Below are 14,807 nucleotides of genomic sequence, written 5' to 3'. Positions count from 1 at the left end.
CCCAGCCATCAGGAAATCGAGGTGCTGGCTGCGGAGGTAATACGGGCCGCATTGGCACTGGAATTGGGGCTGAAACTGGACGTGGCTGCCAGCAGTTTGGTCGTGGGTGGGTGGGGAGCACACTCCTCACTTGGCGGAGGCAAGATTTCCAGGTTCGCATTGCGCTGCTGCCAGGCGTTGCTGAGCTTGTGAACGAGAGTGTCGATCTGGTTGATGTCCTTGGCATTGACCTGTAGCAGGGGGATGCCGAAGCTCGAAAAGATGTCATTGACCAAATGGCGGTCCCGCACTTTTCGGCTGGCTTTGCCGGGGCTGTCATCTTCGAATTCGATGGCCACCATGGGAAGCCAGTCTCCTTTGCGATAGATTAGGAAATCGATGTGGCGCTGGCAAATCTTAAGAAAGCCCGCAACGTTTTCAGCATGAAGAACTTCCAGGAGGCGCGGCTTGCATTGAATATGGCAGCGCTGGGCGGTGATGTTTTCTAGGCAGGCATGAAACAGAGCTTCGTCGGACGACAGCAGGGGGTAGGGAGTGGGGGATGTCTCAGGAGAAGAAAGGGGAGGATTAGCAGAAGCGGGCTGCATGCCTCATCATTTATAGAAATTATAAACCCATCAACTCGGCATTGGTAAGAAGCATGTAAGAGGCCATGAATGAGATTTTAGCTTAATCTGAATAATGTTCTATTGAACAGTTTCAGGTTTACGCGAGAATGGCACTCGCCAATGCCTGCTCCTCACGCCATTCCTGATTCCCAAGCGCTCGTGGACTGGCTGTTTCTCGACCTAAACAGCTATTTCGCCAGCGTGGAGCAGCAGTTGCATCCGGAACTGCGGGGAAAGCCGGTCGCCGTGGTGCCGGTGGATTCAGACGCGACCTGTGCGATTGCGGCCAGCCATGAGGCCAAGAAATTTGGAATCAAGACGGGCACCAACATCGGCGAGGCACGGCGGCGCTGCCCGGAACTCATCACCGTGATGGCCGGGCACGATGTGTACGTGGAATTTCATCACAAGATCATTGAGGAGGTGGAGCGGCATTTCCCGGTCCATGTAATCTGCTCCATCGACGAGATGGCTTGCAAGCTGGATGCACCACGCCGCCGAATGGATGCAGCGCTGGATCTGGCCAGACGCATCAAGCAAGGACTGCGGGAGCGTGTGGGCGAGTGCATCACCTGCTCCATCGGTCTGGCCCCGAACCGCTTTCTCGCAAAGGTGGCCAGCGACATGCAGAAGCCGGATGGCCTGGTCGTGCTGCTGCAGGAAGAACTGCCAGGACCGCTCCTCGACCTGAAGTTGAGTGATCTGTGCGGGATCGGCCGCCGCATGGAGCCGCGCCTGCATGCCTGCGGCATTCATACGATGGCGGATCTGTGGGCAGCGGAGCGCGCGACCCTGCACCGGGCCTGGGGAGGGGTGGCCGGAGACCGGTTCTGGCATGGTCTGCATGGCGGAGTGACGGAGGATGACGCTCCTCCAGCACACCGCACCATCGGACACAGTCATGTGCTGGCCCCCGAACTGCGCGCACCACCAGCAGCGGGCATTGTGGCACGCAGACTGTTATTGAAGGCCGCGAGCCGCCTGCGCCGCATGCAGTACCGCGCCAGGCATCTGCACCTGAGTGTGCGCACGGAGGACGGACCGCGCTGTGAAGCCCAGGCAAAATTTGACGAAGGCTCCGACAGCATCGTGCTGGCACGGGTGCTGGCGGATCTATGGCAGCAGGTCATGAAACAGGCGCGCTGGCAGCGGGTGAAAAAGGTCTCCGTAACCCTCTTCGGTCTGGTGGCCGAGGCATCCCCGCGGCAGCTCGAACTGTTTGACTCTTCGGCTGCGTCGGCCCCCAAAGAACTGCGTGAACAGCTCAGCCGCGTGCTGGATCAGATCAATCAGAAGCACGGCCGCGATTCCGTCGTCATCGGCTTTACACCTGACACCGTGCGCACGTTTTCAGGCACCAAAATCGCCTTCACCAGAATTCCTGACCGGGAGGAGTTCAAGGAGTAGCGGCAGCCGGGGAATGGCCACAAAAAAGCCGTGGAAGAATGGCATCTCCCACGGCTCTTCAGAAAGACTTGAATCAAAAAATCATCACTTGGAGGAAAGCAGGTCGCGGCGGCGGCGGCGGGTGATGATTAAAGCCCCGAGTCCGGCACTCAGGATGAGGAAGGCCGAGCCTGGCTCAGGGACAGAGGCGCATTCGCAGCCGCTCACTGAGACCAGGTAGTAGGGCACGCTGCTGACGGCCATGAGGCTGCCGCCGCCATTGTGGATGTCTGCGGCCAGAGTGAAGCCGGACACCACTACACTGGAACCGACCAAAGCTTCCAGGTTGAGCTTCCAGAGGTCCGTGTTGGTGATCGGGTCGTTGCTGGTCAGAAGGCTCAGGGCATTGTCAGCAATGATGTCTGCCGCTGAGAAGTTGCCGAGCAGCAAACCACCGTTGCCATAAATGGAGACGGTCGGCGCCACATTGCCAGTGTTGAAGTCGGTAGAGAATTCGTTGAGGTTGAAACTCCCCAAGGTGGCTGAGAGGCCATGGCCGGAGACCAGCTGGTCAAAAGCGATGTTCAGGCCGGTGGAGGCCGTTTGGATGCCAAGTGCGCTGCTCGCATCGTAAAGGCCGATGCCGAAGTCAGTCAGCTGGCCATAGGCGTTTTGATAGCGAACACCGAAACCACCTTGGAACTCCAAGTTCACATTCGGATTGGCTCCTGCTGCCGTTCCGCCATCCAAGGTTAAGGGAGTGAGGTTTTGCAACGCCGTGATGCTGTAGTTTTGGCCGGCCGGCGAAAAGGGCTGATTCAACTCAATGGTAGAGGCAAACCCAAGGCTGCTAAAAGCAAGCAGCATGGCGGCGGCAGCAGAAGCCGAAATGGGCTTGCGTTGCAGCTGATGAGTAGAGAATGACGTTTTCATAAATGCAAAAATTAACAGACCTGAGTCTCAAGTTAGACCCACTAACGCTAATTGAAGGATAATTTATAAATTATATTTGAAACAATTCTCTGTAAAGCATTTCAATTATGAATTTTTCAATTAATTGCGCTTAATTGATCAGATGTCTGAATTACACAGAGGCATTTTTGCAATTCATTTACAATAACTTACTCATTTATGACTTTTTTGACAAAATCATGACAACTCCGGCTTGCGCGTCATTCTGACGACTCCTTGGTCAGAAACTCGCCGCACACAGATTGAGGCATTTGCAGCCGCCGTTCTCCCCGATTCTGTTGAGAAAAGAACCCTGATGATCTGACCATGAGCGAGATTTCGCAGCTTGATCGGCATGCCATCAGCGGGCGGCGCGAATTCGTTGCATGCACCAGAATGGTCCCGCACAGGAAGCACTGGTTTGCCTGGCCATCACCAATTGGCTGGGCGGCGAGGAACCCTGGCATGCTCTCCTGCAACACTCCCCGGTGCGAGAAAGGGCGAGCCCGCAAATGGTTTGGCGCTGGTCCGGCCTTTTGAGGCCGATGCGGCGACGCCGATGAGGCTGACCTTGGCTGGGCGGAAGGCTGGCCCTGGGGAAAATGTGGCGGCAGTTGGTACCGCCGCTCGTGCTGAGCTCCCACAAAATGACCGCAGATTTTGCTCTTTGCCGCTGGTTGGCTATTCTGCCTGCCACATGCCTGCCAAATTAACCCGCATACTTCTTGCCGATGACCACGCCGTGGTCCGCAACGGCTTCCGCATGATCCTCGCTGCACAGTGGGACATGGAGGTCGTGGGCGAGGCCGCCAATGGACGGGAGGCGGTGGAAAAAGCCATCAATCTCCAGCCGGATGTGGTGGTGCTGGACGTGACGATGCCCGAGCTCAACGGTATCGAGGCGGCGCGGCAGATCACCAAGGCGGTGCCGAAGGCACGCATTCTGGCGCTCTCCATGCAGAAGGACTCCGTCTATGTGCGCGAAATGCTGCGTGCGGGAGCCAATGGTTATTTGTTAAAGGACAGCAACGAGAGCGATCTTCTCTCGGCCGTGCGCGCTGTCGCCAATGGCAAAGGATTTCTCAGCCCGGAGGTCAGCGACGCGGTGCTGGACGACTATCGCAAGCATGTCACCAATCCGATCGACCTGCTGTCACCACGGGAACGGGAAGTGCTGCAGATGATTTCGGAGAGCAAGACCAACAAGGAAATCGCCTCAGTGCTGAACCTGAGCGTGTACACCGTGGAGGCTCACCGGGGGCGGATCATGGAAAAGCTCAATCTGCACTCCATCGGCGAGTTGGTGCGCTTTTCCATTCGCAACGGCTTGATCGACTAAAGGATTTTGCAGGTTGTTGTAAGGGATTGGATGGGTGGTGGAAAACTACGGCCTTTTTGTTGTTGGCTTCGGTGGATGGGGCGGCTTGAGATGGAATCTCACACCCTTTATTCACCCCAACCTCCCGCATGCCTGCCACTCCCCCAACCTCACCTGCAACCTTTTTCAAAGACCTTTCGGCTGGCCTCGTCGTCTTTCTCGTGGCGCTGCCGCTTTGTCTGGGGGTGGCACTGGCGTCCAATGCGCCGCTCTTTTCGGGTGTCGTGGCAGGGATCATCGGTGGTATTTTGGTCGGAGTTCTCAGCGGATCACAAACCAGTGTCAGCGGACCCGCCGCAGGTTTGACCGCCATTGTGGCGGCGCAGATCACCAAGTTGGGAGCTTTTGATGTGTTCCTGCTGGCGGTGATGTTTGCGGGTGTGTTGCAGATCATCCTCGGGGTCTGTCGTGCGGGTTTCATTGCCGCGTTTTTCCCTTCGAGTGTGATCAAGGGCCTGCTGGCCGCCATCGGTGTCATCCTCATCCTCAAACAAATCCCCCATGTCATCGGGCACGACCCCGACCCGGAAGGGGACATGGGTTTCGAGCAGCCCGACCATGAGAACACTTTCACCGAAATTTGGTCCGCTTTGTTTGACATCCAACCCGGTGCCGCGCTTGTCGGTGTGCTTTCCATCTTGCTGATGGTTTTGTGGGATAAAATCAAGCCTCTGAAAAACAGCATTGTTCCTGCCCCTCTGGTGGTGGTGCTGCTGGGGGTGGGCGTCAGCATGTTGCTGAAGCAGTTTGGCGGCGGTGCATGGGCCATTGAAGCTTCACATTTGGTGCAGGTTCCCGTGGCGAAAGATATCAGCGCGTTCATGAACTTCCTGGTGTTTCCGAATTTCTCCGCTCTGGGCAATCCGGCGGTATATGGTGCTGCCATCACCATCGCCATCGTCGCCAGTCTGGAGACGTTGCTCAATCTTGAGGCGGTTGACAAGATCGACCCTCAGCAGCGCAGCAGTCCGCCCAACCGGGAGCTGATCGCGCAGGGAATCGGCAATGTCACTGCCGGCCTGATCGGCGGCCTGCCCATGACGAGTGTGATTGTGCGCAGCAGTGTGAACATCAATGCCGGCGGCAAAACCAAGCTGTCCGCTGTTTTTCATGGCTTCCTTCTGCTGGGCTGCGTTCTGCTGGTGCCCGGTCTGCTGAACCAGATCCCGCTCGCCGCGCTCGGAGCCATTCTTCTCATGACCGGTCTCAAGCTCGCCAGTCCCGGCCTGGTCAAACAGATGTGGCAGGAAGGAAAGAACCAGTTCCTGCCCTTCATCATCACGGTCGTGGCCATCGTCCTGACAGATCTTCTCATGGGTATTGTCATTGGTCTTGCGGTCAGCATAGGCTTCATTTTGCACAGCAACATGCGCCGTCCTCTGCGCAAGTTCATGGAGCAGCACATCACGGGCGAAGTGCTGCGCATTGAACTGGCCAATCAGGTGAGCTTTTTCAGCCGTGGAACGCTGGAGGAAACCCTGCGTGGCGTACCAAACGGCGGCCATGTTCTCCTCGATGCGCGCAGCACAGACTACATTGACGCGGACATCCTGGATCTGATCCACGATTTCCAGCACAAGACGGCGAAGGTGCGTGGTATCCAACTCAGTCTTGCGGGATTCAAAGACAAATATCCCCGGCTGGAGGACCGCATTCAGTTCATGAATTACAGCAGCCGCGAAGTGCAGAGCGGTCTGACGCCGGAACGTGTGCTGGAAATCTTCAAAGAAGGCAACAAGCGGTTCCGCGAAGGCAGGCATCTCACGCGCGACATCGGCCGTCTGGTGGATGCGACTTCCGCAGGTCAGTTCCCCATGGCGGTGGTGCTCAGCTGCATTGATTCCCGCACGCCTGCAGAACTCGTTTTTGACCTGAGTCTGGGAGATGTTTTCAGTGTCCGCATCGCGGGCAACATTGCGCGCGACAAAGTGCTCGGCAGCATGGAGTACAGCTGTGCCGTGGCGGGTGCAAAGATGATTCTGGTCATGGGTCACACCTCCTGTGGTGCGGTCAATGCCGCCGTGGATCTCATTTGCAGCAATCAAACCGCCGCCGAAGCCACGGGCTGTGTGAATCTCGATTCGCTCGTCACCGAAATTCAACAGTCGGTCGATCTCAGCACCTGCAAGCGTGAAGGCGCGTGGCTGCCCGGAGAGAAGGCGGCCTACGCCAATGAAGTCTCCCGCCGCAACGTGCTGCGCACCATGCGCATGATCATGGAGCGCAGCAGCACCCTCGAAGCTCTGGTTCGGGAAGGAAAACTGATGCTCGTCGGAGCTTTGTATGATATTCAGACCGGCATGGTTTCCTTTTTCCAGACCCAGGGTTCCTCCAAGTCAACGCTGGCCATACCCACGGTTGAGGCGGTTTGAGTTTTTTTCCTTGCCATGTCGTTCACCTTCCTGCGCATCACCGAACGCTACGTGCTGCGCGTTCTGGCGCTGGGGTTTCTGCTGGTGATGGTGCTGCTGGGGACAGCGGGCCTCATCGCCGTACGCCAGAGCCAGGGGATCCGGCACGGGGTGGAGCAGATGGCGCGTGACCAGTTCCTCATCACCCGGTTGCGGCAAGATGTGCAGTCGGAGGAAAACACCATGGCCGGGGTGCTGCATCAGTTCGCCCAGTTTGAACCGAAGCGCGCCGATCTGGCCAGGCTGCTGCAGGAGCTGGATGAAAGTGACCGCCAGATTTCTCGTTTGGGGCCGGAGGTGCGGTCCCTGGCGGATGCGGAGTTGTGGGCGGACCTGGACAGAGGCGTTAAAGCCTTCACCCAGGAATCACATCGGCTGCTGGAAAGTAATGAACCGGTGCAGCGGGACAAGCTTGAGACCCTGTTCCTGCATCACGGCCGGGTCGTCGAAATCGTCAACAAGCTCATCAAAAGCAGCTCCGAGCATCTGACCAAGACCGAACACCAGTTGGAGAAGCAGTCGCAGGATCTCGGTGATGACTCCACCCTGCTGCTGGGGGCCAGCACCGTCCTGGCCGCGATATGCGCCATTCTGACCATTGCCTTTGCCCGCAAGAGCATCCAGCGCATCCGCTGGCAGTCCGAGGAACTCAGCCGCGTGTCCTGGCACATGCTGCAAACCCAGGAACAGGCCGCACGGCGCTTCTCTCATGAATTGCATGATGAGCTGGGCCAGTCACTGGCCGCCGTGCGCTCCAATCTGACCAAGGGCTCCACCCAGGATCTGCCTTCACTGCGCGCCGATTGCCTCCATCTGGTGGATGAATCCATCGCCAACGTTCGCGAACTTTCCCATCTGCTGCGGCCCGTCATCCTGGATGATTTTGGCCTGGATGCCGGCCTGCGCTGGCTGGCGGAAAAATTCGGCCAGCGCACGCGTCTGAAAGTGGATTACGACTCTGACTTCACGGGGCGGCTTGCTGATGAAACGGAAACCCATCTCTTCCGCATCGCCCAGGAGGCCTTCACCAACATCGCCCGGCATTCGGAGGCCACGGTGGTGAAGATCCGCCTGGCTCATCGGGATCAAAAAATCCTTCTTACCATCGAGGACAACGGCAAGGGCCTGCCCAATCACAGCGGAGAAATCATTTACAGCCCCAGCCTCGGCATGGTGGGCATGCGTGCACGCGCACGGCAGTCAGGGGGCGAGCTGACCGCCAGCAGCGTGATGCCTCAGGGGCTGCGAATCGAGGTCGTCGTCCCCCTCCAAACCCCGCCCCACGGAGGATAGCCGTCCCCGGCTGTCAGCTGGAGACAGCCCCTTCGGCCTGTCCTCCCACCCACGACTCCGCTTCATCTCCCATCTTCCATCGTGCCCTCGTACCCTCCGCCCCCGCGCTACGTAGCGGAATACCCCCTGATCAAGGGATGGCGCAGCACCCAAAGATGCTCTTAATTGCCTTTTGACCTTCGATGAGCACCTGTTCCCATGTCAGCCCCTGTGGCTGTCACAAATCCACCCTGGAGACTCAGCCGGCGGATGGGTGTCTCCAGCACCTTCGCCGTGTGGTGGGTCATGCGGCTCGCTTCCTGCCGGTCCAGGGTCCCCTGGGCGTGTTTATCCACTACAACACGCTCCGTTCATTCCAGCATCGCAGGTTTGAAGAGGCTGTTCTTGAGGGGGCAGGTCTCTACAAGGCGGAGCCCTATCTCTCCGAAGAGGCTTATCAGCTGGAGCGCGGCAGGGGCCGCATTCTGGATGAAGACATCGACGCGGTTCTCAGCCGCGAGCCTGACTTGGAATTCCTGCCCGGCAGGCTCAGTCGGCGGGTGCTCAGGCGGGCCATGCTCATCCCCGGCGTGCGCCGGGTGAATGGCATCAACATTTCCTGGCAGTTGGAGGAAGGAGGCTGGCTGGACTCCTTCCGCAGTGACCTCCCTCCTGCCTCCGCAGCTGCGCTATGCGGGGATTCCCCGCAGGCCCTCTGGGAGGCATGCCTCGCACGGGTGAAGCCCCAGCCAGCTCCGCCTCCGGTCATGCCTAAACGTCCGCGTGATGTCGTTCTGGCACATTACGGCATCGACATGGATGCTCTCATCCATCCGCCTCTCATCCGTCTCACAGGGGCCTATCTCGACCAGGGCATCGCCTACTGGCCCATGCCTCATCGGGACAGGGGCCTGCTCAAAGCCGCTCGCAAGATAATGCCGCAGCCCTTTTCCATCTTTCCCGCGCACTTGGGCGGCGTGCGCACGGCATTTTTACGCCAGGAGGCGGCTGGAATGGATGCGGAGGCCGTGGTCCTGGAAGCTCTCGAACAGCTCGGCCTGCCTCAGTCGCACTGGGAGGACTTTGTGACGGAGGAGCTGCTCGCTTTGCGCGGCTGGGCGGGCATGGTTCACATGCTGGAGCAGGATGCATCCCTGGCGCCGCATGACCGCGTGCGTTGCTCCCTCATGGAGTTCCTCGCTCTGCGCCTCACCTATACCGTGGCGGCTCTCAAGGACATCGCCGGAGACACCTCGGCATGGCGCTCCACACCGGTGCCTGCGCCTCGTTTTGACCCCCTGACTCACGTCGCGCGCGTGTTTGATGTGGTACAGCTCCTCGGCATCACCAGCAGCGGGCTTGCGGCACTGGCGGACGAGGAGATGGCACGCCTGGTCCAGGAGATTCTCGCCAGCCACGAGATCGAGCGCCGCCGTTTGCTGCATCTGGCCTACGAGCGCAGGCATGAGCGGCGCGTGCTGATCCCGCTGGCAAAACATCGCAGCATGCCCGGCGTGGTTCCCAGCAGCAACAGGCTTGTCGCCCAGGTGCTCTTCTGCATTGATGAGCGCGAAGAGTCGATGCGGCGGGCTCTGGAGGAGGTCGATCCCGCCATCGAAACCGTGGGTGTCGCGGGCTTCTTTGGCGTGGCGATTAACTATGCAGGCATTGATGATGCAGGCGGCGTCTCTCTCTGTCCCGTGGTGGTGGATCCCCGGCACGCTGTGCGCGAGGTTCCTGCGGAGGAGCACGAGCACCTGCACAGGCGCCGTCAGGGCCGCAGGCGCTTCTGGGGCGGCCTGGCGCGCAATGGCTTCATCTCCTCTCGCACCTTGGTGCGTGGCTGGTTCAGCACCGCTTGTCTCGGCTTCCTGAGCCTCTTCCCGCTGGCGCTGCGCGTGCTGACCCCTCTGGCCTTCGGGCGTTTCACCAGATTTCTCAACAGGGCGTTCCTGCCGGAGCCCAGGACCGAGTTTGCCTTCATGCGGGACGATGCCGCCTCCCGGGACGCTACCACGGGTTTGATGCACGGCTTCACCACGGAAGAGCAGGCGGAATGTGTTTATGAGGTGATCGGCCCCGCCGGGCTGCACAAGGGCCATGCGCGTCTCGTGGTCATTCTCGGCCACGGTTCCACCAGCTTGAACAACCCCTACGAATCCGCCTACTGCTGCCAGGCCTGCGGCGGGCGCACTGGGGCGCCCAATGCACGCCTGTTTGCCCTCGTCGCCAACCGCCCCGCCGTTCGGGAGGTCTTGCGCGCCAAAGGCGTCGTCATTCCGGAAGACACCTGGTTTCTCGGAGGTTATCACGACACCTGCAATGAGGACATCCACTTCTTCGACCTGGATCTTCTGCCGGAGACCCATTGCGGGGATCTCACGCGCGTTCATCAGTCGCTGGACAAGGCGCGTACTCTCAATGCTCATGAGCGCGCAAGACGTTTTGAAGCGGCGGGTCATCCCGTGGCTCCGGAATCCAGCTTGAGGCATGTGCAGGAGCGGGCGGAGCACATCGGAGAGCCGCGCCCCGAGTACGGCCACTGCACCAACGCCGTGGCCTTTGTTGGCCGTCGTGAGATCACCAAAGGTCTTTTCATGGACCGCCGTGCCTTTCTCGCATCCTACGACGCCACCAAAGATCCCAGCGATGAAGCTCTGGCTCGTGTTCTCCAAGCCGCGATTCCGGTTTGTTACAGCATCAACCTCGACTATTACTTTTCCGCCGTCGATAATGACGTGTACGGCAGCGGCACCAAGCTCCCGCACAACATCAACGGTTTGCTTGGCGTGATGAATGGTTATCAGGGCGATTTGCGCACAGGCCTGCCCGCGCAGGCGGTCGAAATACACGAGCCTGTGCGCATTCTCTTCATTGTCGAAACCGCCCCGGAACGTCTGATGAAAGTCATCAGGGCGGACGAAGAGCTCAGCGAAATCGTCGGCAACCAGTGGATTCGTCTTGTCACGATGGATCCTGATGACGGCCATGTGGAAGTATATCGCGAGGGTGTCTTCGAGAAACTCACGGGCAATGAAGAGCCGCTTCCTGTAGCATCCAGCTCGCTGGCTTGGTATGAAGGCAAGATGGAACATCTCGCCCTGGCCCGCATCGAACCCAAGGCCGCATAACCCCTGTCATCTCCTGCCTTCTTTTCATGCCGCTGAAAACCCTGATACCTCTGCTCATTGCCACTCCCGGCGCGCTTTTTCTCGCCCTGAGTGTCCTCTGGCTTCTCGGCGTCGGTGTGGGGGAGCGTGCCATGGCGCGGATCACCAAACTGACTTATGCGTTTCTCTTGCTTCTCGTGATCATCATTGGCTGGCGCATGAGGGCGGAGGGGCTGTATTCCGTACGCGTGATGCTGGGGGACTGGTTCACCGTGGGGCACTATGGTTATCCGCTGCCTTTGCTCATCGACAGGCTGTCCCTGCCCCTCGCCGGAATGACCGTGGTGCTGGCCGGCATCGTCGGCTCATTTTCCATTCGCTATCTCCATCGGGATCCGGGCTTCTACCGCTTCTTCCTGCTGCTGCATCTTTTCACCTTCGGCGCGCTTCTCATCTTCATCGCTGAATCGCTGGACCTGCTCATTGTCGGCTGGGAAACCGTGGCCATCACCTCCGTCCTTCTCGTCGGCTTCTTCCAGTATCGCCCCGAGCCGGTGCGCAATTCTTTGTGGGTCTTTGCCTCCTACCGTGTGGCGGACTTGTTCCTGCTGCTCGCCATCTTCCTGGCTCATCACTGGTTCGGCACCACGTCCTGGACGGGCATGCTCAGCGGCGAGTGGCCTTCCTGCCAGAGTCAGCTTCAAGGCACACAAGGCACGATTGTCGCGGCGCTGCTCGTGATCGCTGCCGGCGGCAAATCCTCTCAGGGCCCCTTCTGCGGCTGGCTGCCCCGGGCCATGGAAGGCCCCACCCCCTCCAGTGCGGTGTTCTACGGCGCCATCTCCATCCATGCGGGGGCCTACCTGCTGCTGCGCATTGAGCCCCTCATCCACCAGTCCTGGGTGGCCAGAGGCCTCGTCATCGTCATCGGCCTCGCCACCGCCTTCCTGGGCACGCTCGTGCATCGTACTTCGGCCGATGCCAAGGCCTCGCTGGCCTATGCAGCCCAGACTCAGATCGGCCTCATCTTTGCCGAGATCGGCTTTGGCTGGACCACCTTTGCCCTCATCCATCTCGTCAGCCATGCCATGCTGCGCACCCTGCAGTTTCTGCGCACCCCCTCCATGCTCAGGGACTACCACCGCGTTCATTCCGCCGCCGGTGGAAAGCTCACCCCCACCGGCAGCCAGTACGACTCCCTGCTGTCGCCCTCAGTGCAGCTTTGGCTCTATCGTCTGGCCCTTGGCCGTGGGTTCTATGATGCCATCGTCGAACGCTGCATCGTCGCCCCAGTTCAGGCGGTCGCCCGCTGGCTCGCTATTTTCGAACCCAAAGCCCCTGTGAAAAAGGTGGCCGACCGCTGATCCAGGACAACTTCATGACTCACCTTTCACTGCCATACCTCACTGTCGCCCTGGCTTCATTGCTCGGGGGTGTGCTGGCATCGTGGAAGGCCGTCCGGCCACGCCGCACCGCCGTGGTGGCCGCCGGACTCGCTTTCATCGCCTTCCTGGCTGCCGCACATGAAGCTGATGGCCGGAGCCTGCACGATCCTCTGCTGCCCTGCTTCCTGGCCGATGGTCTCAATGCCGTGCCCATGGCTTTCTATGCCGCCTTGACCCTCATGGTGCTCGTCCTGGCGCCCCGGCGCGATGCCGCCGCCCAGGCTCCGGCCGGAATGCTGCTCATCTCCCTCGCCATCCAGATGGCCTATGCCGCCGCCGGCTGGATTCCCATGATGGCGGGCTGGTGGCTCTCCTGCCTGCCGTTTGCATTAGGCATGTTCGGCAGCCAGAAAGAGACCCGCCTCACCAGCGGCATCCGCCTCGCCAGCTGCCTGGCCCTCACCGCCGCCATCATGCTTTCGGGCGGTGCTTCGATCACCGGTTTTGCGGAATATGGTACATCAGCCGTCATTTTTTTCACACTGGCAGTGGTGCTGCGCAAAGGGCTCTTCCCCCTCCATGCCGGCGTGGTGCATGCCTTTGAATGCGGCCCCCTGCTTCCCAAGGCGCTCCTTTTCAACGGCCACCTCGGCGTCGTCCTCGTCGCGCGCACACAGGTCGCTTCTCTCTCAGAATCCGCCCACCATGCCTTCGAATTCCTCAGTCTGGCGGCCGTTGCCACCGTAGGCATCGCCAGCCTGCGTGCCTTTGCTGAAAGCAAGCCCCGGCGCCTTCTTGCCTTCCTGTGCATCAGCCAGGCCAGCTTCATGCTCGCGGGCATCACCAGCACAAACGCCGAAGGCATCACCGGTGCGCTGACACACTGGCTGGTGGTGTCTGCTGCCTCCACCGGCCTCATCTGTGTCGTTCGTGCGCTCGAAGCGCGGGTAAGCAGCACTGAAGACCCTCTGATGCATCTGGGACTCGCCGCCAAAGCCCCCCGTCTTGCCACCTTCTTCCTCATCTGCGGCCTCGCCCTCGTCGGCCTTCCCGGCACGCTGGGCTACTGCGCCGAGGAGCTCATCTTCCACGGCATGCTGCAAAACCACCTGAGCGCCGGCATCGTGCTGCTCGTTGCCACCGTCTTCAATGCCATCAACCTGCTGCGCTTGTACAACACCTTGTTCCTCGGCGTGCTGCCAAAGCACGTCATCAACATCCCCGACGCTCTGCCACGCGAACGCTGGTCGCTGACTGTCTGCATCCTTTTTTTGGTTCTAGGGGGGCTCATGCCTCGTGTGGTCATCGGCTGGCGCTCAGATGCTGCAAACAGCATCGAAAAGTCGGTGCATGCCGTGTCAGGTCACTGACCTTCCTCATTCCACCACTATTGCAGCATCTGCCCGGGGGGGGCGGTTGCGGCATGTTTGAGCATGCGGCTTAAATCCGAATGGTTCATGACCTGCGATCTGTGCACAAAGATTCGCCATTTTTGAATTAATTTCTCAATGTGAGGGTCTAAAACGCTAACAACCCTTCAGGCCATGAACACCCAGCTCCAACTTCCCTTCCGGGGATGGAGTCGTGCCGAAGAAAGCTCTAAGCACGGCTCAGGGGGAGGAAAAACACCCCGAATCGGTTTGGTTCTATCCAGTGGCGGCGCGCGCGGACTGGCGCACGCTGGCGTTATTCAGGTGCTCGAAAAAGAGGGCGTTCCCATCTCCGCTGTCGCGGGGTGCAGCATGGGGGCTTACGTGGGCTCCCTCTGGGCCGCCGGCCTCAGTGGTGTGGAGTTGGAGGAGCGCGCACGGGAGATCAAAGACCGGCCTACGCTGAAAGCACTCATGGATTTCATCATTCCACCTTCAGAAGGTTTGATTCGTGGTGAAAAAATCCGCAAGCACCTCGAACGCGATCTGGGCGACAAGACCTTTGCGGACCTCGACAGACCGCTGATCGTCATCGCCACGGATCTTGACCGTCTTACGCCTCATGTCTTTGATTCCGGCAGCGTTTCACATGCCGTGCATGCCAGTTCAGCCATTCCGGCTGTTTGTGCTCCGGTCAGACTGAACGGCCGGCGTTACACCGATGGCGGCGTTTCCGAGCCCCTGCCGGTGATGCTGCTCAAGAAACGATTCAATCTCGATGGCATCATCGCGGTGAACGTCATGCCCGCACCAGATGAATTCGAATCCCAGAACGATCCTGCCTTCATGCCGGGTGACAAGCCTGCTGACCGCGCCTTTTCGCGCATCTTCCGCACATTTTGGCAGAAGGTAAACCTGCTCGCTCATGGAAATGTG

The 14,807-nt window shown here is 59.5% G+C and carries 10 protein-coding genes; 8 read left to right on the top strand and 2 right to left on the bottom strand.

All coding sequences use genetic code 11. From position 1 onward, the window contains the following. Positions 1-8: 8 nt before the first annotated feature. Entirely contained in the window at positions 9-587 is a 579-nt protein-coding gene (locus ACILSL_RS15475; RefSeq protein WP_395732949.1) for a DUF2726 domain-containing protein, read from the bottom strand. Between the two features lie 141 nt (positions 588-728). On the opposite strand from ACILSL_RS15475, the gene ACILSL_RS15470 reads away from it, so the two are divergent. Beyond that, entirely contained in the window at positions 729-2,015 is a 1,287-nt protein-coding gene (locus tag ACILSL_RS15470) for a Y-family DNA polymerase (RefSeq protein WP_395732948.1), read from the top strand. A gap of 84 nt (positions 2,016-2,099) precedes the next feature. Here ACILSL_RS15470 and ACILSL_RS15465 read toward each other — a convergent pair whose 3' ends face one another. Then, positions 2,100-2,927: a PEP-CTERM sorting domain-containing protein gene (locus ACILSL_RS15465; protein WP_395732947.1), complete on the bottom strand. Its 828-nt coding sequence runs from the start codon at positions 2,925-2,927 to the stop codon at positions 2,100-2,102. Positions 2,928-3,642: 715 nt separating this feature from the next. Between ACILSL_RS15465 and ACILSL_RS15460 the strand changes: the two genes are divergently transcribed. The 7 genes from ACILSL_RS15460 to ACILSL_RS15430 all read left to right on the top strand — a co-directional run. Continuing rightward, positions 3,643-4,284: a response regulator gene (locus tag ACILSL_RS15460; RefSeq protein WP_395732946.1), complete on the top strand. Its 642-nt coding sequence runs from the start codon at positions 3,643-3,645 to the stop codon at positions 4,282-4,284. A 128-nt stretch (positions 4,285-4,412) separates the two neighbouring features. Then, positions 4,413-6,695 (top strand): bifunctional SulP family inorganic anion transporter/carbonic anhydrase, encoded by a 2,283-nt coding sequence (locus tag ACILSL_RS15455; protein ID WP_395732945.1) that lies wholly within the window; start codon positions 4,413-4,415, stop codon positions 6,693-6,695. A gap of 15 nt (positions 6,696-6,710) precedes the next feature. Next, the gene (locus ACILSL_RS15450) at positions 6,711-8,027 is read left to right on the top strand and encodes a sensor histidine kinase (RefSeq protein WP_395732944.1); all 1,317 of its coding nucleotides are present in this window, start codon (positions 6,711-6,713) and stop codon (positions 8,025-8,027) included. Positions 8,028-8,209: 182 nt separating this feature from the next. Further along, a complete protein-coding gene (locus tag ACILSL_RS15445) occupies positions 8,210-11,137 on the top strand; it encodes a DUF2309 domain-containing protein (protein WP_395732943.1) in 2,928 nt (975 codons plus the stop codon). 26 nt (positions 11,138-11,163) lie between these two features. Beyond that, the gene (locus tag ACILSL_RS15440) at positions 11,164-12,480 is read left to right on the top strand and encodes a proton-conducting transporter membrane subunit (RefSeq protein WP_395732942.1); all 1,317 of its coding nucleotides are present in this window, start codon (positions 11,164-11,166) and stop codon (positions 12,478-12,480) included. A gap of 14 nt (positions 12,481-12,494) precedes the next feature. Next, a complete protein-coding gene (locus ACILSL_RS15435; protein WP_395732941.1) occupies positions 12,495-13,871 on the top strand; it encodes a proton-conducting transporter membrane subunit in 1,377 nt (458 codons plus the stop codon). Positions 13,872-14,141: 270 nt separating this feature from the next. Beyond that, the coding region (locus tag ACILSL_RS15430) for a patatin-like phospholipase family protein (RefSeq protein WP_395732940.1) at positions 14,142-14,807 on the top strand (666 nt) is incomplete at its 3' end.

The sequence above is a fragment of the Prosthecobacter sp. genome, from assembly GCF_044222345.1.
Lineage (GTDB): Bacteria > Verrucomicrobiota > Verrucomicrobiia > Verrucomicrobiales > Verrucomicrobiaceae > Prosthecobacter.
Note: the sequence above shows the minus strand (reverse complement) of the source record. Positions and strands in the feature narration are given on the sequence as shown.

What these genes read in the sequence shown, in the direction of transcription:
- ACILSL_RS15475 (WP_395732949.1), bottom strand. Translation starts at nt 587, where the DNA reads ATGCAGCCCGCTTCTGCTAATCCTCCCCTTTCTTCTCCTGAGACATCC.
- ACILSL_RS15470 (WP_395732948.1), top strand. Translation starts at nt 729, where the DNA reads ATGCCTGCTCCTCACGCCATTCCTGATTCCCAAGCGCTCGTGGACTGG.
- ACILSL_RS15465 (WP_395732947.1), bottom strand. Translation starts at nt 2,927, where the DNA reads ATGAAAACGTCATTCTCTACTCATCAGCTGCAACGCAAGCCCATTTCG.
- ACILSL_RS15460 (WP_395732946.1), top strand. Translation starts at nt 3,643, where the DNA reads ATGCCTGCCAAATTAACCCGCATACTTCTTGCCGATGACCACGCCGTG.
- ACILSL_RS15455 (WP_395732945.1), top strand. Translation starts at nt 4,413, where the DNA reads ATGCCTGCCACTCCCCCAACCTCACCTGCAACCTTTTTCAAAGACCTT.
- ACILSL_RS15450 (WP_395732944.1), top strand. Translation starts at nt 6,711, where the DNA reads ATGTCGTTCACCTTCCTGCGCATCACCGAACGCTACGTGCTGCGCGTT.
- ACILSL_RS15445 (WP_395732943.1), top strand. Translation starts at nt 8,210, where the DNA reads ATGAGCACCTGTTCCCATGTCAGCCCCTGTGGCTGTCACAAATCCACC.
- ACILSL_RS15440 (WP_395732942.1), top strand. Translation starts at nt 11,164, where the DNA reads ATGCCGCTGAAAACCCTGATACCTCTGCTCATTGCCACTCCCGGCGCG.
- ACILSL_RS15435 (WP_395732941.1), top strand. Translation starts at nt 12,495, where the DNA reads ATGACTCACCTTTCACTGCCATACCTCACTGTCGCCCTGGCTTCATTG.